The 22,819-nt window shown below is 41.7% G+C and carries 21 protein-coding genes and 1 tRNA gene; 15 read left to right on the top strand and 7 right to left on the bottom strand.

Annotated features, from left to right (window positions below; translation table 11 throughout):
- Positions 1–252 (top strand): hypothetical protein (locus DC077_RS10980; protein ID WP_204758306.1); only part of this gene is annotated, 252 nt, incomplete at its 5' end.
- Positions 174–431 carry a hypothetical protein gene (locus DC077_RS09620; RefSeq protein WP_109218001.1) on the top strand — a complete coding sequence of 86 codons (258 nt, stop codon included), beginning with the start codon at positions 174–176 and terminating at the stop codon, positions 429–431. The genes DC077_RS10980 and DC077_RS09620, both read left to right, overlap by 79 nt.
- 68 nt (positions 432–499) lie before the next feature.
- On the opposite strand, the gene DC077_RS09615 is transcribed toward DC077_RS09620, so the two are convergent.
- Positions 500–919 carry a RidA family protein gene (locus DC077_RS09615; protein ID WP_192874937.1) on the bottom strand — a complete coding sequence of 140 codons (420 nt, stop codon included), beginning with the start codon at positions 917–919 and terminating at the stop codon, positions 500–502.
- A 168-nt stretch (positions 920–1,087) separates the two neighbouring features.
- Between DC077_RS09615 and DC077_RS09610 the strand changes: the two genes are divergently transcribed.
- The gene (locus DC077_RS09610; protein ID WP_109202251.1) at positions 1,088–1,762 is read left to right on the top strand and encodes a PadR family transcriptional regulator; all 675 of its coding nucleotides are present in this window, start codon (positions 1,088–1,090) and stop codon (positions 1,760–1,762) included.
- Between the two features lie 68 nt (positions 1,763–1,830).
- Here the strand turns inward: DC077_RS09610 and DC077_RS09605 are convergent, their stop codons facing one another.
- Positions 1,831–2,163, bottom strand: a complete 333-nt coding sequence (locus DC077_RS09605) for a hypothetical protein (protein WP_109202250.1) — start codon at positions 2,161–2,163, stop codon at positions 1,831–1,833.
- A gap of 237 nt (positions 2,164–2,400) precedes the next feature.
- On the opposite strand from DC077_RS09605, the gene DC077_RS09600 reads away from it, so the two are divergent.
- Positions 2,401–2,721, top strand: a complete 321-nt coding sequence (locus DC077_RS09600; protein WP_109202249.1) for a YecR-like family lipoprotein — start codon at positions 2,401–2,403, stop codon at positions 2,719–2,721.
- 111 nt (positions 2,722–2,832) lie between these two features.
- On the opposite strand, the gene DC077_RS09595 is transcribed toward DC077_RS09600, so the two are convergent.
- Complete coding sequence (locus DC077_RS09595; protein ID WP_109202248.1) at positions 2,833–3,237, bottom strand: type II toxin-antitoxin system HicB family antitoxin; 405 nt, start codon at positions 3,235–3,237, stop codon at positions 2,833–2,835.
- Between the two features lie 389 nt (positions 3,238–3,626).
- Here DC077_RS09595 and DC077_RS09590 point away from each other — a divergent pair, with 389 nt between their 5' ends.
- Both DC077_RS09590 and DC077_RS09585 read left to right on the top strand, forming a co-directional pair.
- Positions 3,627–4,643 carry a hypothetical protein gene (locus DC077_RS09590; protein ID WP_109202247.1) on the top strand — a complete coding sequence of 339 codons (1,017 nt, stop codon included), beginning with the start codon at positions 3,627–3,629 and terminating at the stop codon, positions 4,641–4,643.
- Positions 4,644–4,694: 51 nt separating this feature from the next.
- Complete coding sequence (locus DC077_RS09585; RefSeq protein WP_109202246.1) at positions 4,695–5,684, top strand: DUF4365 domain-containing protein; 990 nt, start codon at positions 4,695–4,697, stop codon at positions 5,682–5,684.
- 272 nt (positions 5,685–5,956) lie between these two features.
- Here DC077_RS09585 and DC077_RS09580 read toward each other — a convergent pair.
- Positions 5,957–6,040, bottom strand: a tRNA-Leu gene (locus DC077_RS09580).
- Between the two features lie 53 nt (positions 6,041–6,093).
- On the bottom strand, positions 6,094–7,398 hold the full coding sequence (locus tag DC077_RS09575; protein ID WP_109202245.1) for a phospholipase D-like domain-containing protein: 1,305 nt from the start codon (positions 7,396–7,398) through the stop codon (positions 6,094–6,096).
- 421 nt (positions 7,399–7,819) lie between these two features.
- Between DC077_RS09575 and DC077_RS09570 the strand changes: the two genes are divergently transcribed.
- Positions 7,820–8,782, top strand: a complete 963-nt coding sequence (locus DC077_RS09570) for a DNA cytosine methyltransferase (RefSeq protein ID WP_109202244.1) — start codon at positions 7,820–7,822, stop codon at positions 8,780–8,782.
- A gap of 131 nt (positions 8,783–8,913) precedes the next feature.
- On the opposite strand, the gene DC077_RS09565 is transcribed toward DC077_RS09570, so the two are convergent.
- The gene (locus tag DC077_RS09565) at positions 8,914–9,687 is read right to left on the bottom strand and encodes an alpha/beta fold hydrolase (protein WP_109202243.1); all 774 of its coding nucleotides are present in this window, start codon (positions 9,685–9,687) and stop codon (positions 8,914–8,916) included.
- Between the two features lie 66 nt (positions 9,688–9,753).
- Positions 9,754–12,417 (bottom strand): DNA mismatch repair protein MutS, encoded by a 2,664-nt coding sequence (gene mutS, locus DC077_RS09560; RefSeq protein WP_109202242.1) that lies wholly within the window; start codon positions 12,415–12,417, stop codon positions 9,754–9,756.
- Positions 12,418–12,784: 367 nt separating this feature from the next.
- Here mutS and DC077_RS09555 point away from each other — a divergent pair, with 367 nt between their 5' ends.
- The 8 genes from DC077_RS09555 to tsaA all read left to right on the top strand — a co-directional run bounded on the left by DC077_RS09555 (position 12,785) and on the right by tsaA (position 22,687).
- On the top strand, positions 12,785–14,371 hold the full coding sequence (locus DC077_RS09555) for a TerC family protein (RefSeq protein ID WP_109202241.1): 1,587 nt from the start codon (positions 12,785–12,787) through the stop codon (positions 14,369–14,371).
- Positions 14,364–15,260 carry an Hsp33 family molecular chaperone HslO gene (hslO, locus tag DC077_RS09550; RefSeq protein WP_109202240.1) on the top strand — a complete coding sequence of 299 codons (897 nt, stop codon included), beginning with the start codon at positions 14,364–14,366 and terminating at the stop codon, positions 15,258–15,260. The genes DC077_RS09555 and hslO overlap by 8 nt, the downstream gene beginning before the upstream one ends.
- A gap of 258 nt (positions 15,261–15,518) precedes the next feature.
- Complete coding sequence (gene modD / locus DC077_RS09545) at positions 15,519–16,364, top strand: ModD protein (protein WP_109202239.1); 846 nt, start codon at positions 15,519–15,521, stop codon at positions 16,362–16,364.
- A gap of 137 nt (positions 16,365–16,501) precedes the next feature.
- Positions 16,502–17,152: a UbiX family flavin prenyltransferase gene (locus tag DC077_RS09540; RefSeq protein ID WP_109202238.1), complete on the top strand. Its 651-nt coding sequence runs from the start codon at positions 16,502–16,504 to the stop codon at positions 17,150–17,152.
- Between the two features lie 123 nt (positions 17,153–17,275).
- Positions 17,276–18,358 carry an RDD family protein gene (locus DC077_RS09535; protein ID WP_109202237.1) on the top strand — a complete coding sequence of 361 codons (1,083 nt, stop codon included), beginning with the start codon at positions 17,276–17,278 and terminating at the stop codon, positions 18,356–18,358.
- 177 nt (positions 18,359–18,535) lie between these two features.
- Positions 18,536–19,531 (top strand): cell division protein ZipA C-terminal FtsZ-binding domain-containing protein, encoded by a 996-nt coding sequence (locus DC077_RS09530; RefSeq protein WP_109218000.1) that lies wholly within the window; start codon positions 18,536–18,538, stop codon positions 19,529–19,531.
- 214 nt (positions 19,532–19,745) lie between these two features.
- Complete coding sequence (gene ligA / locus DC077_RS09525; protein WP_239990277.1) at positions 19,746–21,812, top strand: NAD-dependent DNA ligase LigA; 2,067 nt, start codon at positions 19,746–19,748, stop codon at positions 21,810–21,812.
- 2 nt (positions 21,813–21,814) lie between these two features.
- The gene (tsaA, locus tag DC077_RS09520; protein ID WP_109202235.1) at positions 21,815–22,687 is read left to right on the top strand and encodes a tRNA (N6-threonylcarbamoyladenosine(37)-N6)-methyltransferase TrmO; all 873 of its coding nucleotides are present in this window, start codon (positions 21,815–21,817) and stop codon (positions 22,685–22,687) included.
- Positions 22,688–22,819: the final 132 nt, after the last annotated feature.

The following is a 22,819-nucleotide window of genomic DNA, read 5'->3' as shown; positions in this document are numbered from 1 at the left end:
GGCTCCCGCCGTTCAACAAATCTTCTTAAGAATCATCTCCTCAAGAGTGACTCATCAAAAGAAAAGAGGCTGAACGTTGCCGGTCCTCACTATCACATGCTTCCACAAATCGCGCGCCGGCAGTTGGCATTATCGATGCCAAACCGCGGGCATGCACCGGTGAAAAGAACGAAATGGTCGGCTCCCGCCGTTCAACAAATCTTCTTAAGAATCATCTCCTCAAGAGTGACTCATCAAAAGAAAAGAGGCTGAACGTTGCCGGTCCTCACTATCACATGCTTCCACAAATCGCGCGCCGGCAGTTGGCATTATCGATGCCAAACCGCGGGCATGCACCGGTGAAAAGAACGAAATGGTCGGCTCCCGCCGTTCAACAAATCTTCTTAAGAATCATCTCCTCAAGAGAGACTCATCGAAACAAAAGAGGCTGAACGTTGCCGGTCCTCACTATCACATGCTTCCACAAATCGCGCGCCGGCAATCTCTATTTTTTACTCTTTTATCGATCTTCTGCCTCATCATTGATCACCGCTTGCGCTTCAATTTCAATCAACCATTCAGGAAGAGCTAATCCTGTTACTACAATCCAAGAAGAGGCCGGCATCTGCTCACCAAAAAAGGCTTTGAGGGCCGCAGAGATCTCTTCTTGTGCTTCTGGCGTATTAGCACTCTCTTTGATATAGAGACGTAACATCGCAATGGCGTGTTTGCTGGTTTCGGCGGCGATTAATACTTTTTCAATATTTTCTAAACAGATGCGTGTCTGCTCGCCCATCGTTGTAGCGATTGTTACTTGATCTTTATCGGTCGCAACTTGCCCAGAAAGAAAGAGTTGCCGGCAACCTTTCGTTAAAATAGCCTGACTAAAACCATACTGTAAGCTATTAAAGACGGTGGGGGGATTGATCAATTTATGCATTATAAGACTCCTCAATAACGGTTATTAGGTTATGAAGAGAGATTATAACGAAGGGTGAATATAGAGGAGGAAATAGTTAGAGCAAAATCTTTACATATCTCAAGACATATCTTAAGATACATATATCAACTATATCTTAAGATATAAAATCATCAACAAAAGGAGTCTATGATGAGAGAATTATCAAGAACAGAATATGATCTATTAAGATGTGAAGATCGAGCTGCACGAGGCCATCATCGCGGAAGAGGTGCCGGAAGAAGAGGGCGCCACCACTTTTCAGCACACTGCCGGAGAGATGATCGCTTTGAAGGTGGTCGCGGTGGCGGTCGGAGAAGAGAAGGCGGACGGGGTCATGGCCGTTTTGGTGGTGGAAGACGCATCAGTAGTGAAGAGCTACAACTACTGGTCTTAATGCTTCTTTCAGAAGAATCACTACACGGCTATCAGATCATTAAAGAATTAGAGGAGCGCTCACTTGGATTTTATAAACCGAGCCCCGGCATGATCTATCCCTTATTAGCCTACCTTGAAGAGAGCGAGCTGGCAGAAGTGACGATGGAGGGCGCGAAAAAAGAGTTCTCGCTCACTAAAAAAGGGAAAGAGGAGATCAGTGAAAAGCTCGATGAGGCAGAGATTCTCTTCTCTTGGCTCAAAGCTCAAGGCGAATTGATCAACGCGATGGAGCAAGCCTATGCCGTTGAACAAAAAACAGCAGAGTCGCCCCACAGAGCAAAATTGAGAGAGCTTCGTCAACTGCTAAAAGAGCAGAGTGGTAAAGAGAATGAAGCAGAAATCAGTACGATTTTAGAGGAAGCGATTGCTAAAATTAAAGCGCTCTAAGTATCGATGTCATTGATAGGTATGATTTAGATATCACAATTTAGGCGATAGCTTTGAGCTGTCGCCTACTATCTTCCAAATGAAGCAGATAAGATTAAGGGCTGAACAGACGGCTCTTTTAGCAATTGACCTGCATCATCTTTTAAAAAAAGCGTGAGCTGATGCGTTGTAGAGATCAGTTTTAGAGCATCGATCTCGGCAACCGCTTCTGTAGCGATCACTCGAGCAACATCATCAATAGTGCGATTTGCCTCAGCAAGATCACTCTTGTCAGCAATCGAGATGACAGTTTCCGGGCTTTGGTAGATTCTCCCCTCATATTCACATACACTCTGAATCGAAAGATGTGCGCGCTGAGTTTTAAGAGCCTCAAGTTCAAGAGCGTCGATATAGTGATGCATTTTAAGATCCTTCTCTATAAATCTATCTAAATTTAATCTATTCGTTAGCGTAAAAGATAAAGTGACTGCCGGCGCACGATAAGGCAAAGCGCTTTGGATCACGATGATACATTATGAAATATCATTATTAAAATATCTTTCTATTTTATATTGTGTAATAGCCGTTTTAAATTGTTATTTAATCATTTTATGAGGTATACAGGTACTCATAGCGCTAATTTAACGTAGGAGTATCAAATGACAAAACGGTTACTATTCTTATCAGCCTTAGCTTCAGTTGTGATTATGGGATGTGCAACACAAGAGGCAGAGTGGCGCGTTGGACATGCAAGCAGATCAGAAGCGATCGTTGAGATCTATGCCGAAGGGGTAGAAGGCTTTAAAAAGATAGTCACCGCTCCTGATACCGAAGCTGATGAAGAAGCCAATAAAATCTGCCAAGGATGGGGCATGAAGGGCGCGAGATTGATCGATCAGCGTGTCGATAAAAGCACTAAAAAAGAGAACGCACCGCTCGTAACAGTCGATTATGTGAAGAAGTATCAGTGTTTGGAGTAATGAGTAAAGCACGAAGATAAGAAAAACCCCAAAATTTCCGCTTAATTTTGGGGTGTCGATTCAAGTTAAAGACTGGTTTATGGGAGATTTATGGTATCTATGGGGGATCGATTAAGGATTCTGCTCAATATACTTCTTAGCCGCTTTAGCTAGAAAGCTCGAACGAGTATCAGGATGCAAAGTGGTATAGCGATCAACCTCTCTAATTAGATACTTTGGCCAACTAACATTGAAGCGTTCAGGTTTAAGCGTATAAGAAGAGGTATCAATATCAACAGAGATCAGATCAGCACCTCGATAATCAGGATGTGCCTTAATCTCATCTAATGTGAAATATTTAAATTCAGGTTCGAGACCATCTTCAAGAATCCCTGCAAGATGAAATTTGATCGCTTCCTTTGCGTTCGATACAGCCTCTTCTAGTGTATCTCCATAAGAAAAAGCACCCGCTAAGGAGGGGATAGTTACTCCATAGGTGCTATTTTCATCTTTATGAATAACTAAGTGAATTAACATCGTTTTCTCCTGTGTAAGACTATATTTAGCATTTGAAGATTAAGTTAGATACCAGCTGCTCTTATACAGAATTTATCTTGTAAACTTTATGTGACATTTCTTAACTATAGTCGATTATCTGAAGAAGTATCAGTGTTTGGAGTGGTAAGATGCTGTTGTATAAAGATCGGAAGGATGATTGGTAGAGGCTAACGCGCTGTGGGCTGACTGTTGACAGATTGGGATTAATCTAATATTCCTTCACTTCTCCAATAATTTGTTAAAGTAAAACATTAATCTGACAGATATAGTGAGGATTTTTAGTACCTATTTCTAGCTATTAAGTATTTTTGATATGCTGACTGTGTTTACATATTGAATAAAAGTAATTCTAACTAAATGGTAGCGTAATGAAGGCTTTAAAAAATGTTTTGGAGTTAAAAAAAAATCTTGAGCAGCTTAAATCTAGAATTAAAGGATTGATTGCTGGACATGCTGGAGAGAATAGCAAATTATCTAAATTAGATTCTGAGTCGATGTTGGCATTAAAGGCAGCAGCTAATAGTGCATTAGAAATCATTGATGCGATGGATAGTTTGGAGGGGCAAGATTATAGCTCTTTATATTTAAATATTAAGTTTGCAGAAAAAATGCTTGAGGATTTAACATATAGTTTGAATTCAAGAGCTGTTTATAGAGATGGAAAAATGTTGCGTCTAAGCGAGGAAGCAGGTGCTATTTTAGTCCCTCAACTTATTTCTGGATTAGTGGCTTGTTTAAATAATGCAAAAATGGATTGTTTTTTCTTTAATGGTGGCTTTTTAGGAAAATCCCCTTCGGAATATAATAAGTTTATCGATATCATAGATACAGTAGAAAATTTTGAGAGTGAAATTACAGATAAAAAAAAAGAGGCAGATATACTGCTTAAGCGAATGGAATTGACAGAAAAAGCTGTTTTAAGAGTGGGGTTAGCTGTAGCTTTTAAGCAGAGGGTATCTAGATTATTTTGGAGAATACTGGGCTTAGATTTTTTTAATTATATTACTTTGTTTTCCGTATTTATTTTAACAATAGGGATTATTATTGATTTAGAGAGTATCGGCTTTTTATCCTTTTTTCAGTTAAAAAACATAGGTATGTATGAAAGATTTTTAGTTATAGTGCCTCTTTTATTTATATCATGGTTTATTAGTAAAAGAAGTCAGTTTTTATATCAGATAAAAGAGGAGTATTCTTATAAGCAAACTTCTGCTTTAGCGTATGAGGCATACAAAAATGAAGCAGAAAAAGATGAATATATGTTAAATAAGCTTTTAGAAGTAACTATAGATAATCTGGGAAGAAGTCCTCTAGAGCAGTTCGATAAAAACTCAGATCATGCCCCTTATACTCAACTTATTAGAGAATTTAGAAAAAAAGATTAATCAATCTTATCCTGTATTTATAGTGAAATATATAGAGTGTAGAGAATAGCTATGTGGATGGACTTGCCAAATTACAATGATACAGCAGCGCGTTCAAGAAAAGGTGTTTGCTTTTTAGAAGAATATGCAGCCGATAACCAATTGATATGGAGAGAAACTTCCGGGTCGGACGTTGGTATTGATGGGCAAATGGAATATGTGAAGAGATATGCTAATGGCAAAGGAAAGGTAACAGGGGATTTATTGGCATTTCAAGTTAAAACAGGGAAATCATATTTTCAATATGAAACTAAAGATGGTTGGAAGTATTATCTAAATGATCAAGAAACAAACTATTGGAAATATTATCCTATTCCTGTAGTGCTGTTTTTATTTAATGATCAAACTAGAAAAGGGTATTTTGTAGATGTACGTCAAAAGTTAAGGTCTCGGCTTAGGAGTTCTAAAGAAAAATATATTATTGTGCCTAAAGAAAATATTCTCAATGAAACTAAGCCGGAATTATTATTTATGAATTGTGGCGTAACTGAGAATGAGTATAACTTTAAAGATTTGGATGATGTCATACAATTTATGCAATCTAAGCGTACGAAAAGTTATGATTGTTATATTTCTTTCTTTGAAATGTTTATGATGGGAATAACTTGTCAAGGAGGATCTATATTTTTTGGCATAGATTTAGTAATGAGGTTATCTGAGTATTATATTGACAAGTATTCTTCTAATTTTCCAGATTTGACAGTTAGCCCATCGATAAATTTTGAGTCAGATACTTTAATTACAGAATATTTAGATTTTTTGGTGGGTTTTAATATTATTTATTTTGATGCGTCTTATATTTATTTAGATTTAAAAGAAGATTCTATTTATCCAACATTTATAGCTAAGTTGACAGAGAAAGGCATTTTATTAAATCAATATATTAAAAAAAAGTATAGTAGTTTATTAGGGTACCCATTAAGGCTGACAATAGATGTATTGAATCCAAACTTCTTTTTTAAGTTAAAATTACTTGATAAAGTAATGCATCCAGCTGAATGATTTAGTGTTTATTTTACTAGTCTGTAAACTTATCCTTAGATGTGTAATTCGCAACTAGAAACTTTTTTGTTTTATAACTATGATTAATGATTCTAGTTTAGCTTACTTAAGTTAATATACAGATAATAATTATTTATATATTATTTTTAAAAGTCAAAGAAGTCATTTCATTATCATTATCGATACGAATCATTAAAAGTATCTTTCTATATATCCTAAAACAAAAAAGAAGCTTGCAATCTATTGATATGCAAGCTTCTTTTTATTAAAAATGGTACCGAAGAAGAGACTCGAACTCTTACGCCTTTCGGCAAGGGATTTTGAATCCCTCATGTCTACCATTCCATCACTTCGGCGCTATTAAGAGGGGTATTTTAGAACCTTGAGACCTTTTTTGTCAATGAAAATTTTAGTCATTGATCAAATCAAACCTAAATTTAGGTTTAGTGATAACTTCAGGGCAGGCCTCTATCTTAGATTGTAATTCTATTTTCCATTTTTCGAAGGCGTTTGTATCTGCTAAATCTATTTTGAAGTTATGATTATCTAATCTAACGATCTTTAAAGAATCCACACCTAATAGCTGTAGTTTCTCCATAGTCAAAGGCTCTTTAGGTTGTAAGCCAAAGACATCATGAAGTATCCATTTTCCGAGTATTGATTGTGGATTGGTCTGTAAACCTTTTCCATTATCTTGAGTGACGATAGCCGTAATTTTATCACCACTGGGTAAGTGTAAGTTAAATCCTGTTGTTGCGGCTTTCCGTCTTTCTTGAGGATCTAATGCATTAAATCCAAAGAAAGAGGGAAATAGTTGGTGAATCCAAATAGGAATAGGGATATAGGCCTCATAATCTGGTCTTGGTATATTAGATCCTTTAGCTTTTGGGGCGGCTAAAGAGGCATTGAATCCAGATTTTTCTTCAACCTTATAAGATCGATCGGAATAGATCGGTAAATAGATTAAGTTATCTTTTTCATGAGTTGAGGATGGCGTATTATCCATCTGAATTTGTGCTAAAAGCTCAAAAGGATCTGTAAATTGTGTGATAGGAATGGTATGAGAAATAATTGAAGGGGAGGCATCAAACTCTTGTAATAAAACGCTTTTACTAGCATAAAATTTATATTTTTTATGCTTATCTTCAAAGTCAAAGACACCTTTATTGTTGTTCCCATTTATGATCTTTAGGGACTCTAAGTCGATATAGTCATATTTACATTCTACGATATTCATTATATTGCTATCACGAGTAATATTGTGATAGATCATATGATCTGTTTTATAGAGACGTTGATCTAAAGCGATTCGTTCATTTCTAAGAGTAGCGATGGTCTGAGCGACTTCAAGAGAAGAGGCATTTTCAATGAGAGGGCGAATGACTGTATTTGATAGCTTATTAAATTCAGCAACTTTTTGGAAAGTGATCGCTCTTGAGTGAATCCATGTTTTTAATCCTATCCCTATTCTTTCTCCAGATATTAATGCTATTGCATCAAAGGCAGAATCGAGTCGAGTTAAATCTTCTACATCAAATACTCTAGCGAATAGTTGTTCATGATTACGGTAATATAGATAGGGTTTATCTGCATTATCTCCATTTTCAATATCTTTAAAGAGTCCCGATAATGCACCGAAAATTTGTAGAAACTTTATATATTCCTGTTTTTCATTTCCCGGTAGATGATTCCATAAGTTGAAATAATTAGACATAGCATTACACCCTTAACAGTTTTATTTTCACTATGCTAAACAATTTAGCATGGATAGATTTTTAATTTATAAGATCTCAGTATAGAGTGATTTTTGAAATACACAGATGTAATTTTTATTGCATCTATGTAATAATTGATATTTCATTGATACTTTCATTATTATTTTGAGTTTCGGTGCAGGAATTGTTGAAGTTTAATAGATAGTTAAATTGACTTAAACAAGATTGGACAGGCCAATATATTGGTCGATTTAGGAATCTATTGCAAAAAAATTAAGAAAGTGTCTTAGAAATATGTTTATATATCCTACCGTTTACTCATAAGAATGTAATTGCAAAGCAATAGTCTTAATGATGTTGCGCTATAGATTATTGCATTAGGTTGTAGGGCTACAATTTTGTTTAAGAAAGGAAGTAAACATGAAGTGTGCCTCATTTTTCGCTGGTGTTGGCGGAATTGATATAGGATTTTCAAATGCGGGCTTTCAAACCGTCTATGCAAATGAGTTTGATAAGTTTGCTGTAAAAACATTAAGGGAAAATTTTGATTTTATAATAGATGACAGAGATATCCGTCATGTATCTGAAAATGATGTTCCCGATTTCGACATTATGCTTGCAGGATTTCCTTGTCAGGCTTTTTCGGTTGCCGGCTATAGACAAGGGTTTGATGATGAAAAGGGGAGAGGAAATCTCTACTTTGAATTAGAAAGAATATTTATCGCTAAAAAACCATCTGTAATTTTTTTGGAAAATGTAAAGAATTTAGTCTCTCATGATAAAGGAAACACCTTTAGAGTTATTTTAAATTCTTTGAAAGAGAATGGCTATCATGTGTCATACGCGGTTTTAAATGCAGCTGAATATGGCAATATTCCTCAAAATAGAGAAAGAATATATGTCGTTTGCTTTTTAGATGAAGAAGCACATCACCGTTTTACTTTTCCAAATAGAGTTCTTTTGGATAAGCAAGTAAAAGATATGTTGCAAGATGAAGACTCAATAGATGATAGATTTTATTACACTGATAAAACACCATTCTTTGATCAATTAGTCGATGAGATTAGAGATGCCGAGACTTTATATCAGTGGCGTAGAAAGTATGTGCGAGCTAATAAGAGTAATTTGTGTCCAACCTTAACTGCCAATATGGGAACAGGTGGACATAATGTTCCATTATTAAATGTTCAAGGTAAATCTGACACTATTAGAAAATTAACGCCAAGAGAGTGTTTTAATTTTCAGGGTTTCCCAGAGGATTATAAGCTTCCAGAAAATATCAGTAATAGCCATTTATATAAACAAGCTGGAAATAGTGTCGTCGTTCCTGTTATAGAGCGGATTGCTCTGCAGATTAAGGATGCACTCTGTTACGAAGATTAACGGAGTTGTAAGATCGGCAAAACCCTCATTAAATAGTTAATGAGGGTTTTTTATTGAGATATCAGTTTACTAGTTTCAACTAGCTTACAAGTGCTACATTTAGCATTACTTTATAGTTCTTTTGTAACCACCTATGCCCGATCTAAAAAAGTTAAAATAGCTTTTACCACAAGATCTGTCTTTTGCGCATGAACCCAATGTCCGGCGCCGGCGATGATGACGGCTGTTGCATTGGGGAATTGGGCTTCGACTTCTGCTTGATACGCTTTTTGAACATAATTGGAATCGCCCCCGATAATAAAGAGGATTTTTCCTGGCCAAGCGGGGACCTTTTCCCAGCCGGATACGGCTTCATATTGGGTATCGATCACGGGGACATTGAAGCGAAATGCACCATTTCTGAAGGATTTGAGGAGAAATTGGATCACAAAATCCCCTTCGGAGATATACTCCTTCATCAGCTCAGCCGCTTCCCGGCGATCGGTAATGCCACTTGCTTCTACCGCTTTAAGGGCCGCTAAAATATCATCATGCCGGCGCTCTTGATAATCGACCGGTGCGACATCGATCACAATGATCTTCTCAATACGATCAGGGATCAATTTTGTGACGGTCATTACCGCCTTTCCGCCCATTGAGTGACCGATAAGAATGACTCTATCGATCTCAAGATGATCGAGTAGGGTGACGATATCTTGCGCCATAAGATCGTAACTCATCTCATCACTATGGAAAGATTCCCCATGATTGCGAGCATCGATCTGAATAACGCTATATTCATCTAATCCGCGTGCGATCATGCCAAGATTATTCATATCGCCAAATAATCCGTGCATGATCAAAATGGGGGTTTCATGTTTTTTCACTTCAGGATGTGTGATTTTGTAATTGAGTAGTTGTGTCATTTCTCTTTCTCTTTTTTATCTTTCTTGTTCGCTCTTTTTCTACATTTTTCTAGAATTGTCTAGTCTTTAAGAGCGTAATTTTTTTTGCCATTGATAGATCAGATCGAGCGCCATTCTCGGCGTTAAATCATTGGGATCGAGCTTTTTGATCTCTTCTTCAATCTCAGAGGGCATCGCTTCCATAAAGAGTGGCAGTTCCGCTTGAGGACTCTCATATTGTGGTGTGCGCTTTTTGCTCTCCACTTTTGCCGGCGATGTCGGCACTTCTCTATCGGGTGTATCATCATCTACCCTTTGATGTCGCTGCGTTGCAACTTGGAAGCTCTTTTCTAATTCGGCTAACTTTGCTTTTGCCGCATTGATCACCAATTTAGGGACGCCGGCAAGGGCCGCAACTTGTAGTCCGTAGCTTTTAGAAGCAGCGCCGGGCTTAACTTCATGCATAAAGATAATCTCATCTTTATACTCCACCGCATCGAGATGGAGATTGCGCACCGTTGGGTAGAGCTCTTCTAGTTCTGTCATCTCAAAGTAATGGGTGGCGAAGATGGTCATCGCTTTCGCCTTCTCGGTTAGGTAGACTGCGCTACTCCAAGCAAGAGAGAGGCCATCGAGCGTTGAGGTTCCGCGCCCAACTTCATCCATTAAGACAAGGCTCTGCGCCGTTGCGGCATTGAGGATGGTTGCAGTCTCTGTCATCTCCACCATAAAGGTCGATTGCTCTGAGTTGAGATCATCTTGCGCGCCGATTCGGGTAAAGATGCGATCGATCGGGCCAAGTTCTACCCGTTCTGCCGGCACAAAGCAGCCGATATGAGCGAGTAGGACAATGAGCGCCGTCTGTCGCATATAGGTCGATTTTCCACCCATGTTCGGTCCGGTCACAATCAACATATTCGATTCTGGATTGATGGAGAGATCATTGGGAATAAAGGGGCGCGTGAGGGTTCGTTCTACAATCGGATGGCGACCTTTAACAATCTCAATGCCCAACTGCTTCTTAAAGTGGGGGCGACACCAATTGTAACGATTCTTCAATCGACCTAAGGTGATAAAGATATCGATATGGGAAAGCGCATCACTTAAGAGACGCAACTCGGTCTGATAGGGTTCAATATGATCGAGAAGCTGATCCCAAAGCACTTTTTCGAGTGCGAGCGAACGCTCTTTTGCCGAGAGAATCTTATTCTCAAACTCCTTGAGTGCCGGATAGATATAGCGTTCGACATCTTTTAAGGTTTGGCGCCGTACATATTCAGCCGGAACTTTATCCGCATGAATTTTTGAGACCTCAATATAGTAACCATGGACACGGTTATAACCTACTTTTAAGGTCGGAATATTGAGCCTTTCTCGTTCCTCGATCTCCAGATTTAAGAGGAATTGATCCCCTTTAGTACTAAGGTTGAGAAGCTCATCGAGATCACTATTGTAACCCTCCCGAATCACGCCACCATCGCGAATGAGAAGAGGCGGCTCATCAACAATTGCGCGCTCTAAAAGATCACATAGCTCTGTTTGCGCCTTGAGCCAATCGAGCCAGAGCGGATCGATCTTTGCCACTTCAATATTATTGGCAACGGCATCAACAATCTGTGGGGTATTTTGTAAAATTTTACGAAGCTGAGTAAGATCGCGAGGGCGGGCTGTTTTAAGGACGATTCGAGTCACAAGACGCTCAAGATCACCAATCTCCGCAAGGGCATTTAAGATCGTTTTATGATCACTCTCCGCTTCAAATGCTTCAATAAGATCGAGACGTTGATTGAGCGTTTGATGATCTCTCAGAGGACGATTGAGCCAGCGCGAGAGAAGGCGTGATCCCATCGGCGTTTGACACTCATCGAGGAGCGCGCGCACCGTATGGTTGGTCTCACCATAGAGCGTGCGTTCAATCTCTAAGTTTCGGCGCGTTGTCATATCGAGAATTACGGCATCATCGATCGACTCGAGAGTGATCTGATCGATATAACTGAGAGGATCTTTCTGTGTCTCTTTCACATAGGTGAGAAGGGCGCCGGCAACTTGTGTCCCTAAATCGTGATCTGCAATGGAGAAGCCTTGTAGGCTCTGTGTCTTAAAGTGTTCACAAAGTAGCGTATAGTTACGCGCTTGATCGAAGTGCCAATCGGGATAGGGGGTGAAGTGGCAGAGTGAACGAATCTTGCCCGGAACTGTTAACGATTCTCGCACCACAATTTCAGAAGGTTTGATTCGAAGTAACTCTGCTGTCATCGCCTCTTCTGAAAGAGGTGGCATCACAGCAAATTGAGCCGCGGCAAGATTGATCCAAGCAATAAGCCATTGATCATCGACCTGATCGAGCGCAACGGTGATACTTTCATTTTTAGCATCTAAGAGATAATCATCGGTGAGCGTTCCCGGCGTTAAGATTCGGACAACATCCCGCTCTACCGGCCCCTTTCCAGTTACCTCTCCTACTTGTTCGCAGATTGCAACAGACTCTCCCTGCTTGAGTAAGCGGGCGAGATAGCTCTCAGAGGAGTGATGGGGAATTCCGGCCATCGGAATGGGCGCGCCGGCAGAGTTACCCCGCTGGGTGAGGGTGATATCGAGGAGTCGTGCGGCTTTTTTGGCATCCTCATAGAAGAGCTCATAGAAATCGCCGAGACGATAGAAGAGCAACATATTGGGATAGCGCTCTTTAATCTCCCAATATTGCTGCATCATCGGGGTATGTGCTTTTAGATCTTGCTTTCTCTCTGTCATTCGTCTTGCTTCTTTTTATTCAAATCAGTTATCAAAATGTTCTGCTTAATGAATCGCTTGATTAAGTCTTTTGTATCAGCCTTTCGTATCAGATCTTCATATCAGATCTTCATATCAGACTTTCATATCACTCTTCGTCTCATTCTTATTTTGCTTTTTATTCCATTTTTATCTCATTTTCATCTTATTTTTATCCCATTTTTCATCTCATTTTCTAAAATCAGGCTTAAATCTGATTGCGCTTATTAAGTTTTTTAAAAATGGTGTAAAATAAACGCTCCTGTCTGTTATCTAATTTCGACTAAGCGTTATGCTTAGCGACATTCTTTGCATAACTTGTATACCATATATTCTTAGAAGGAGAATCATGGAAGTATTTTTGGGATCGTTGATTGATCCATCAGTGTGGGTATCGCTCGTTATCCTTCTGTTATTAGAGGTGATATTAGGGATTGATAACCTAATCTTTATTGCAATTCTTGCCAATAAGCTTCCACCCCAACAGCGTAACAGAGCCCGGGTTATCGGTCTCTCTCTCGCTTTAATAATGCGCATTATCTTGCTCTCTATTATGAGCTGGCTGATTACGCTAACAGAGCCTCTCTTTGTCGATCCAATCTTCCACCATCCCTTCTCATTTAGGGACATTATAATGGTCTTGGGCGGATTTTTCCTGATTCAAAAAGCCACACGTGAATTGCACGAGCGGATTGAAGGGGAGATTGAGCTGACAAATCGCTCTAAAACTTACGCAAAATTTTGGCCCATTGTTGTGCAGATTATTGTGCTCGATGCGGTCTTCTCCTTCGATGCCGTTATTACGGCCACCAGTATTGCCAATTACCTTTGGGTGATGATCTTAGCGGTTACCATCTCTATGGGAATGATGATCTTTGCGGCAAAAGCCTTGACGATCTTTGTACATAAACATCCCACCATTGTGGTGCTCTGTTTAAGTTTTCTCTTGATGATCGGTTTAACCTTAGTGGTAGAAGGTTTTGGCTTTGAAGTACCGAAAGGGTATATCTATGCCGCGATCGGCTTCTCCCTCTTTATTGAGTTGATCAATCAGTGGATCAATCGTAAGCAAGAGAGCGCTAATAACCAATACTCACGCCGTGAGCGGACTGCGAACCTTGTTCTTCGTCTATTAGGCAATCAGCCGGAAGAGTCTGATGAAGAGGATAGTGAAGAGAAGAAGGATGAAGAGGCGCCGATTCTCTTTGGAGAAGATGAACGTAATATGGTCAGCGGTGTCTTAACGCTCGGTGAGAGAACGATTCGTTCCATTATGACGCCGAGAAATGAGATCTCTTGGATCAATATTCAAGATTCCAAAGAGCGCCTGCTTGAAAGCATGAATGAGAATCCCCATAATCAATTTCCGATCTGTGATGGCACCTTAGATAATGTAAAAGGCGTCGCGCGATCGAAAGATATTGTAATGGATCTTATCGAACATGGGCGCATTCAAGAGGAATCGATTAAACATGTGATCTTCTCCCACCGCTCGACGAGTGTCTTGAAGATGATGGATATCTTCCGGGAGAGTAAAGCGCACCTTGTTGTCGTTACCGATGACTTCGGGGGTGTTCAAGGGGTTATTACACTATTAGATGTCTTTGAAGCAATTGCCGGAGAGTTCCCTGATGAAGATGAAGGGCTCTCTATTGAAAAGGTCTCCGATGATGAGTGGAATATCGATGCAGGCTGCGATCTATTACTGGTAGAGCAGACACTCAATATCCGTGGGCTAGTTGATGAAGATGGTGATTACAGCTCATTGGGAGGCTTGATGGTCGATCAATTTGACAGCCTTCCAGAAAAGGGTGATTCTCTAGATATCGAAGGTTTCCGTTTTGCGGTGACAGATGTAGATGACAAGCGAATCTTAATGGTCAATGTGAAGCGGCTTGAAGAGAGCAGTGACAATATAGAGGAAGAGCATGATTAATAGTAAAGAGAAGACTGTGGATCATTTAGATCGTTTTATCTTTGATCAATTACCGATTCGGGGCGAGCGTGTTCTATTAGAGCATACTTGGCGCGAGCATTTAGTGCGTCGTCACTATCCTAAAAATGTTGAGAAATTATTGGGTGAGTTGATAGCAACGACCGCTCTTTTAGGCGCAACCATTAAGATTGAAGGGCGCTTAACGGTACAGATCGAAGGGGATGGTCCGGTGAGTCTTTTAGTGGTTCAGGTCAATCATCTCCACGGATTGCGCGCAACGGCAAAAATTGATGGTGATGTGGAAGGTTTAACCACCTTAAAAGAGCTCTGTGGTGAAGGGCGCGTAGTGATTACGATCGATGCTGCTCACTTTAAACAACCCTATCAAGGGGTGATCTCTCTTACCGAGGAGAGTATCGCTAAAGCGATCGAGTATTACTTTGCCACATCAGAGCAACTTCCTACTCGCCTCTTCTTAGCGACGGGTCCAAAAGCGGTGGGTGGCTTGATGATTCAGCGCCTTCCAGGAGAGATCCATAATGAAGATCTCTTCAATCGCGCCATTATGTTGGCCGAGACGGCAACGGAAGAGGAATTATTAAACCTCTCAACAGAAGAGCTTCTCTATCGCCTTTATGAGACCGATGAAGAGCTTGCAGTTCGTCTATTTGAACCTGAACAGTTCCACTTTGAGTGTAACTGCTCTAAAGAGCGCTCTTTGACGATGCTCTATCACTTAGGGGAAGAGGAGTTACGCGAACTCTTAGAAGAGCAGGGGGGAAGTGTCTATGTCGATTGTGGTTTTTGTGGTAAACGCTATCTCTTTAGTGAAGGGGATATCGATTTTTCACTCTGTACCCCTGAAGAGCAGCGCGAGTTAGATGCATAAAATAGCGGCTCACGAAAGAGTGAGTTGAGAGTTGTTAATCGCTTAATAGCTTAATAGCTTAATAACCAATCGTTAATAGCGCTTAGTAATAAAGCGATTAACGTTTCTTATAGTTTCTTATTTTATGATAAAAGTTATGATGAAAGGCGTTCTATGACCTGTCATGGAACGCTTTTTTATAAGGGCTCAGACAAGAGTTCGGATAAGGGCTTGGATAAAGGCTCTAGAAGAGCTAAGAATATTGTGAAGGAGTAGCATATGTTTATGACCACAGCGGCTATTGAGCGTCTGATTGAGGAGGATATCCCCTATATCGATCTCACCTCGCAACTATTAGGGATTGATCAAGCACCGGCGGAGATCGATTATATTACGCGAATGACGGGAGTCGTTGCCGGAACAGAGATTGTCGCAAAGCTCTGTCGTCATCTCGATATTGAATTAATGTCGATGAAGCGCTCAGGCGAGACACTTTCAGCGGGGGATTCCCTTCTTAAAGCAAGGGGAAGTGGCGCGGCGATTCACACACTCTGGAAGGTGGGGCAAAATATTCTCGATTATAGCTCCGGCGTTGCGACGATGACGCGAAAGATGGTAGATATTTGTGAAGTCGCCTCTCCGAAAGTCGCATTACTGACTACACGAAAGAGCATTCCAGGCACAAAATCTTTAGCGATTGCCGGAATTGTTGCCGGAGGTGCCGTTCCTCACCGTTTAGGCTTGTCGGAGACAATCTTAATCTTTAAGCAACATCGACAATTTTTAGGTAGTGATGCGGCATTAGCTGATAAAATCGCCGAGATTCGGCACCTTGCCTGTGAAAAACGGATTGTCATTGAAGCAGATACGCTCGAAGAGGCACGCCGTTTTGCTAAGATGGGCGTCGATATTATTCAGTTTGATAAGCTCTCAGTTGAAGCATTAAAATTAGCGGTAGCAGAGTTGCGATCAAAGTATCCGACACTCCATATTTTAGCGGCGGGCGGGATTAATGGGAGCAACATTGCGCAATATTGTGAAACCGGCGTCAATGGCATTGTGACAACCGCTCCTTACTATGCAAAAGCGCTCGATATTAAGGTCGAGATTAGATCTGAGGCGTAGATTAGTAGCGTTATTATTTGTGAGCTTTGTGAGCTTTGTGAGCTTTGTGAGCTTTGTGAGTTTTTTGAATCACAATTTCGAGAATATTCAGGTCGAGAAGATTAACCTTTAGAAGCAAGAAGAGAAGAGTTTAGAAGATGGGAGATCGTTATTATAAAGCACCGAGTAAACCCTATCAGGAGCGAGATCGCGTCACTGTGGCGCTCTCCGGTGCTTCAGGTGCTCAATATGGATTGCGTCTTATTGAGGTCTTAGTCCAAGCGGGATATCCCGTCAATGTTCTCTTAACACAGGCAGCATTGATGGTATTAGCGTTGGAGATGGATATTCACCTCGGGAACAGAGGGGCAGAGCAGAAGCAGCGTCTCATGCAGCGATTTGCGATCACTGATCCCGATTTGATTCATCTCTATAGTGAGAAGGAGTGGACCGCACCACTAGCTTCAGGCTCAAATATCGCCTATGCCATGGTGATCTGTCCTTGCTCGATGGGGATGTTAGCCGCCGTTGCTTCAGGGCAATCGAATAACCTGATCGAAAGAGCGGCAGATGTGATGATCAAAGAGCGTAGAAATTTGATGCTCGTGGTGAGAGAAGCCCCCTTCAACCAGATCCATCTAGAGAATATGTTGCGCTTAAGTCAGATGAATGTGCAGATTATGCCGGCAAATCCAGGATTTTATCACAGGCCACAATCGGTGGAAGATATTATCGATTTTATGGTGGCGCGCATCTTAGATCAGCTCGATATTCCCCATCAATTGATGGCGCGTTGGGGTGAGAGATGATTAAGGTTCAAAGGGATAGGGAGAGACTCTAAAACCTTACTTTAAGGTGTGCTAAAATGGGGCGAAATTATCGATCATCTGTTGATCATTATGATATATCACAAATAAGATTGGAAAAGACCGATGAGTAATAGAGAGAAGAGCAGAAAGTATCAGGTTCGTTTTACCGGTGAATTACTGCCGGGGTTTGCTAAAGAGCAGGTCATTTTAGCAATTGCAAAAGCTTACAATGTTGCACCGGATGAGATCTCTAAATGGTTTGTGCCAGGTGGCGTAACCTTAAGAGAGAATGCCTCTGCAGAGGAGGTTGCGCAACTTGAGGGCTTCTTTAAGACCCAAGGATTACGTCTTGAGGTGATCGATCTCTCTAATGAGGTTGAAAGTGTACGACCAAAACTCGATGAGAGTGCGGTGCATGAGCGTAACAAGAGCGATGATGAGCTTCTATCGAGCATTGAGAGTGCGCAGGATTCAGAGCAAGCGAATCGATCCATTGATGAGCCATCGATGCTTTCCCCTTCAGAGCAGGAAGCCTCTCGCGAGGAGCCTTATAGCAATCAACATCATAATATTCCCGATATTAAGCTCAATGAGTTGAGTAAAGAGAGTCTTGAGCAGATGTTTTCGCAGATGAAGGCGATGTTGATTCCACCCTCTCTTGCAGGTTTTGTGCCGGCAGCATTAGGGCGAAGAACATTAGCCTTTATTCTCGATTATCTAATTATCTCTTTTCTCTCCTTTGTGGTGATCTACCTTTTAGGGATGCTGAATTTAATCGATATTACCCCATTTCAAGAGTATTTTACCTTAGCAAAAGGGCATCTGTCGGTAGAGGATCTGATGGTTAATCCAGAACTTCAGCCAATTATGCAGGAGATGATCTCGGTCCTGACGATCTGGGTGAGCCTCACCTTTGTTCTCTATTTTGTTCTTCTTGAGAAACTCTATGGTGCTAGCCTTGGAAAACGGCTCTTCAATATCCGGGTCTATAGCTTAAGAAGTGGTGGATTGATGAGCTGGAATGTAGCAATCTTTAGAACGATGCTCTTCTATATTGGACTCAATTTTTTAACCGCGATTCCTATTGTGGGCGGCATCCTCTTTTTAATCACCCTCTTATGGGCGACGAGAGATCCACTCTTTAAACGGACACTCTATGATCTCTTTGCCGGAACGATAGTGGGAACGCTCCCTAATCAGAAGTAGAGAGGAATTTAAGAATTTAACGAGCGAGCTTATTTTTTGCAAAAATCGCTCTCAAGGGAAGTAATCGGGTGAAAAATAGGGTAATATTTAGAGAATGTGTGTCGATCTAAGATGCGGCATACCGCTTTATTCTTTATTACTTTGCCATCTTAATTTAGTAGGAAGTCATCAACTATTATGATCATTGTCTATATCTTAATTGCGCTTCTTTTGATTGCGGCAGCCGTCTACTGGGTTCGCCTAGAGCGAAATAATGTCAAAGAGGAAATTGCAGATAAAGTGGAGCCGGATTTAAAGGATCTCTTTATCGATGGTGAAAATGGGGAAGGCGTTGAGATAAAAGAGCCCTCCATTGAGAATCTCACTTTCGAAGAGATGCCGGGAATCGATCATGATGATCTCTCCTATCGCCCAAGGGCAGAAGATTCCGCACAGGAGAATCTCAGTGAGAGAGCAGTGAGTGAATCTTATTCGAGCGATTCACACTTAAATCAGCAATCTGAAGCGGTATCGAAAACATCTGAAGCAATGATCAAGGAAGATGAGCCGATCTTTGTGGCAGAGGAAGAAGTAGTGATCGATGCGCCCCTTCGTAGTGATGAAGAAGCGGCAAAGGGTGGATTCTTGCAGAAAGTTTCGGAGTTTTTCCGTGGCAATCGAACAGAGCTAGATGACTATAGTGATGATGGTAATTTGATGCGTCCTGCGGCGGTAGAGACGGTAGCACTCATCTTAAGCGCTGCGCCTGATCAACCTTATACCTTTAAGGAGATCTTAACGGTGGCCCATGAGCTCGATCTTCGGGTAGAAAATGGGGGCTTTATTCAGCTGTTAACCACAACACATTATGGTGATGAACCGATGTACTCTATCGGACACCTTCTAGGTGAGGGGATCTTTGATGAAAATCTTGTGCGCAATCATCTCGATGATACAACGCCGGGGTTGATCTTCTTCTCTAAAATTCCAGGACCTGATCCCGATATTAGTACCATTGAGCAACTGCTCGCAGGAATCTACCACTTCAGCTCAGCGTTAGGGGGAACAATCTTAGATACCCATCAGCGCCCGATGAGCCGTGAAGATCTTATTGAGCTATTCCATAAGGTTAATCAATTAGATAATGAGGAGTGGGAGCGGGCATATGAGGCGTATGAGCAGCGTCGCCGCTAATGTTGAGAAATTATATTTCTAGATGATTTTCTCTAAAGTGAGAGAGCAAGAAGACGAAAATGAAGAAGTGCTGTTACAATAGACAGCACTTTTTTTATGAGCCGACATATGAACCGACATATGAATCGACATATGAGCCGATAATGAGCTGATAGTGATATATGAGCTACGGTATAGGCCGATAAATTGATCGATAAGCGTAGAAAGGATAAAGATGAGTAGAGAGATGAGCCCCGAGAAGAAAGCATCGACAGAGGCATCGATAAAAGAGCGTATAGCTTACTTAACAGAGACCATCAATCGTCTAAATTATAATTATCATGTCCTCGATGAGACCCTTATTCCTGACCATGAGTTTGATCAGCTCTTTCATGAGCTAAAAGAGCTTGAGGCGCAATATCCTCACTATAAAGATCCTAATACGCCGACAGAGAAGGTAGGCGGACGAGTTCTATCGGGTTTTACTGAGATTAGACATGAGCGCCCGATGCTCTCGTTAGATAATGCCTTTAATGCGGAGGATCTTACCCACTTCCATGAGCGAGTTTTAGAGCGCCTTGCCGGAACAGTGACTACAATTGAGTATTATGCAGAGCCTAAATTAGATGGTTTAGCCGTTAGTATTATCTACGAAAATGGCCGTTTATTGCAGGCAGCAACGCGTGGTGATGGAGTCACCGGCGAGGATGTGACAGAAAATATCCGCACTATCCGAAGCCTTCCTCATCAATTAAAGGGGGATTATCCTGCGCGCTTAGAGGTGCGTGGTGAGGTCTTTATGCGTAAATCGGTCTTTGAGAAGATCAATGAGCAACAGTTGAAGAGAGGGCAGAAACCTTTTGCTAATCCACGAAATGCAGCGGCAGGATCGATCAGGCAGCTCGACTCAAAGATCGCCGCATCTCGACAATTGAGCTTCTACTGTTATGGCGTCGGGCTCTATGATGCCGTACCGGTTGAGATTACGCGCCATTCTGAGTGGCTCACCTATGTGGAATCGTTAGGGATTCCTATCTCCCCACTCAATGAGAAGATCGATACTCTTTCGGGGATTATCGATTATTACCAAAGAATTGAATCCGCTCGTGATCAGCTTCCCTTTGAGATCGATGGGGTTGTAATCAAGGTGGATGAATTGCTTCTCCAAGAGCGATTAGGCTTTGTCTCCCGCTCTCCCCGATTTGCTATCGCGGTTAAATTCCCTGCGATGGAGGCGCGTACTCGCCTATTAGATGTTGATTTCCAGGTGGGGCGAACCGGCGCGATTACTCCGGTTGCACGTTTAGAGCCGGTAGAAGTAGGCGGTGTTGTTGTGGCGAATGCTACGCTCCATAATCAAGATGAGATTGCTCGCTTAGGAGTGATGATCAATGATGAGGTGATGATTCATCGTGCCGGTGATGTGATCCCGAAAGTGATTCGAGTGGTTGTTGAAAATCGTGATCCTGAATTGGTCAAACCGATTCTTTTCCCCACCGAGTGTCCCATTTGTGGCTCACCGATCATTCGTCTTGAAGGGGAAGCGATCGCCCGTTGTAGTGGCGGTTTGACTTGTGATGCGCAGAAGTTAGAGGGATTGAAACATTTTGTCTCCCGAACGGCGATGAATATCGATGGTGTTGGAGGCCGTTGGCTTGAGGTATTGCTGCAAGAGAAGGTGATCGACTCAATTGCTGATCTCTACCATATCGAAAAGACCCGTCTCTTAGAGCTTCCACGGATGGGGGAGAAATCTGCAGAGAAGATGATCGCCTCTATTGAGGGAAGTAAACAACCGGCATTTGCTAACTTTATCTATGCGTTAGGTATTCGGGAGGTGGGAGAGGCCACGGCTCGAACTTTAGCGCAACATTATGAGAGTTTAGAGGTGCTGATGCAGAGTGATGCTTTGGAGTTGATGCAGCTTGAGGATATCGGCCCAATCGTGGCAGAGCGCATTGTTGAATTCTTTGCATTGCCACATCATCAAGCCTTGATCAAAGCGCTCTTAGATGCCGGCATTGAGATTCAATATCCTGAAAAGATTGTTGCAACAGAGAATGCCGCCCTCCCATTTTTAGGGGAGACATGGGTCATTACTGGAACACTCCATAATTTCGATCGAAATGGGGCGAAGGAGAAGCTGATCTCATTGGGGGCGAAGGTGACAGGTTCTGTCTCTAAATCGACAACACGCCTCTTAGCTGGGGAGAAAGCGGGCAGTAAATTAACACAGGCAGAGAAGCATGGCGTGGAGATTATTGATGAAGATCGCTTCTTGGAGATGATTGCGGGGTTTTAAAGATGGCGCATGAGAAATCAGCCGATAGTGAGCAAAGAGAGAAGGATCTAGCATGGGATCTTGAATCCTGGCGCCGGGAGAATAGTCGGAGCATTACGCCGATTGCTTGGATGGAGAGCTGCTTTCCAGAAAAGTTTGGCGTCCCCCGACAGGCAGGAATTGTGCCGGCGGCAACGGGAGTGATTCATCTTATCCCCCCATTCAATCATGAGACCTATTTGACCGGCCTTGAGCTCTCAAGCCATCTCTGGATCACGTTTGGATTTCATCAAAATGAGTGGAGAGGGCGCGCAACGGTGCGACCACAGCGTTTGGGCGGTAATGCGCGAATGGGCGTTTTTGCTACGCGTAGCTCCTTTCGCCCCAATGGATTAGGGCTATCAGCCGTTAAGATTGAGAGAATCGATCAAGCTGCGGGAAAGATAGAGGTCTCAGGACATGATCTTGTTGAGAAGACGCCGATCTACTGCATCAAACCCTATATCCCCTTTGCTGATGCGATTGCGGAGGCAAAGAGTGATTTCGCTCTCAGTCCGCCAGAACGTTATCCCGTTCTCTTTACGCCAGAAGCTGAGGCCACATTACAACTCATTCTTCCGCTTGCACCCGATCTGAAAAAGCTAATTGAAGAGGTGATCTCCCAAAATCCGCTTCCCCAATTTCATCACGATTTTTCCCGTATCTATGGCGTTGAGCTTCAATATTGGAATATTCAATTTCAGAAGATCGACCTTACGCAGGAAGCATTGCTCTCAAAGAGTGAGCAAGCGGCGTTAAAGTCTTGGAATGCGTCTAATAATCAATCAAATAGCGAGATGATCGGCTTTAGAGTGATAAAGATCAATATTGCTAAGGATAAAATAGGGGATACTTAGTGGAAAGCGAACTTCGTTTTTTAATTCCTATTGAGTGAGTAGTTTACCCCTTACGATCATCCGATCCTAAGGGGCTTTTTTTATTCCTTATTTTATTCCTTATTTTTTATTTCATAATTAAATAAGCAGCTT

This window comes from Ignatzschineria cameli (assembly GCF_003121895.1).
Classification (GTDB): Bacteria; Pseudomonadota; Gammaproteobacteria; order Cardiobacteriales; family Wohlfahrtiimonadaceae; genus Ignatzschineria; species Ignatzschineria cameli.
This window is presented reverse-complemented; position numbering and strand designations above follow the sequence as displayed.

What these genes read in the sequence shown, in the direction of transcription:
- DC077_RS09620 (WP_109218001.1), top strand. Translation starts at nt 174, where the DNA reads ATGGTCGGCTCCCGCCGTTCAACAAATCTTCTTAAGAATCATCTCCTC.
- DC077_RS09615 (WP_192874937.1), bottom strand. Translation starts at nt 919, where the DNA reads ATGCATAAATTGATCAATCCCCCCACCGTCTTTAATAGCTTACAGTAT.
- DC077_RS09610 (WP_109202251.1), top strand. Translation starts at nt 1,088, where the DNA reads ATGATGAGAGAATTATCAAGAACAGAATATGATCTATTAAGATGTGAA.
- DC077_RS09605 (WP_109202250.1), bottom strand. Translation starts at nt 2,163, where the DNA reads ATGCATCACTATATCGACGCTCTTGAACTTGAGGCTCTTAAAACTCAG.
- DC077_RS09600 (WP_109202249.1), top strand. Translation starts at nt 2,401, where the DNA reads ATGACAAAACGGTTACTATTCTTATCAGCCTTAGCTTCAGTTGTGATT.
- DC077_RS09595 (WP_109202248.1), bottom strand. Translation starts at nt 3,237, where the DNA reads ATGTTAATTCACTTAGTTATTCATAAAGATGAAAATAGCACCTATGGA.
- DC077_RS09590 (WP_109202247.1), top strand. Translation starts at nt 3,627, where the DNA reads ATGAAGGCTTTAAAAAATGTTTTGGAGTTAAAAAAAAATCTTGAGCAG.
- DC077_RS09585 (WP_109202246.1), top strand. Translation starts at nt 4,695, where the DNA reads ATGTGGATGGACTTGCCAAATTACAATGATACAGCAGCGCGTTCAAGA.
- DC077_RS09575 (WP_109202245.1), bottom strand. Translation starts at nt 7,398, where the DNA reads ATGTCTAATTATTTCAACTTATGGAATCATCTACCGGGAAATGAAAAA.
- DC077_RS09570 (WP_109202244.1), top strand. Translation starts at nt 7,820, where the DNA reads ATGAAGTGTGCCTCATTTTTCGCTGGTGTTGGCGGAATTGATATAGGA.
- DC077_RS09565 (WP_109202243.1), bottom strand. Translation starts at nt 9,687, where the DNA reads ATGACACAACTACTCAATTACAAAATCACACATCCTGAAGTGAAAAAA.
- mutS (WP_109202242.1), bottom strand. Translation starts at nt 12,417, where the DNA reads ATGACAGAGAGAAAGCAAGATCTAAAAGCACATACCCCGATGATGCAG.
- DC077_RS09555 (WP_109202241.1), top strand. Translation starts at nt 12,785, where the DNA reads ATGGAAGTATTTTTGGGATCGTTGATTGATCCATCAGTGTGGGTATCG.
- hslO (WP_109202240.1), top strand. Translation starts at nt 14,364, where the DNA reads ATGATTAATAGTAAAGAGAAGACTGTGGATCATTTAGATCGTTTTATC.
- modD (WP_109202239.1), top strand. Translation starts at nt 15,519, where the DNA reads ATGTTTATGACCACAGCGGCTATTGAGCGTCTGATTGAGGAGGATATC.
- DC077_RS09540 (WP_109202238.1), top strand. Translation starts at nt 16,502, where the DNA reads ATGGGAGATCGTTATTATAAAGCACCGAGTAAACCCTATCAGGAGCGA.
- DC077_RS09535 (WP_109202237.1), top strand. Translation starts at nt 17,276, where the DNA reads ATGAGTAATAGAGAGAAGAGCAGAAAGTATCAGGTTCGTTTTACCGGT.
- DC077_RS09530 (WP_109218000.1), top strand. Translation starts at nt 18,536, where the DNA reads ATGATCATTGTCTATATCTTAATTGCGCTTCTTTTGATTGCGGCAGCC.
- ligA (WP_239990277.1), top strand. Translation starts at nt 19,746, where the DNA reads ATGAGTAGAGAGATGAGCCCCGAGAAGAAAGCATCGACAGAGGCATCG.
- tsaA (WP_109202235.1), top strand. Translation starts at nt 21,815, where the DNA reads ATGGCGCATGAGAAATCAGCCGATAGTGAGCAAAGAGAGAAGGATCTA.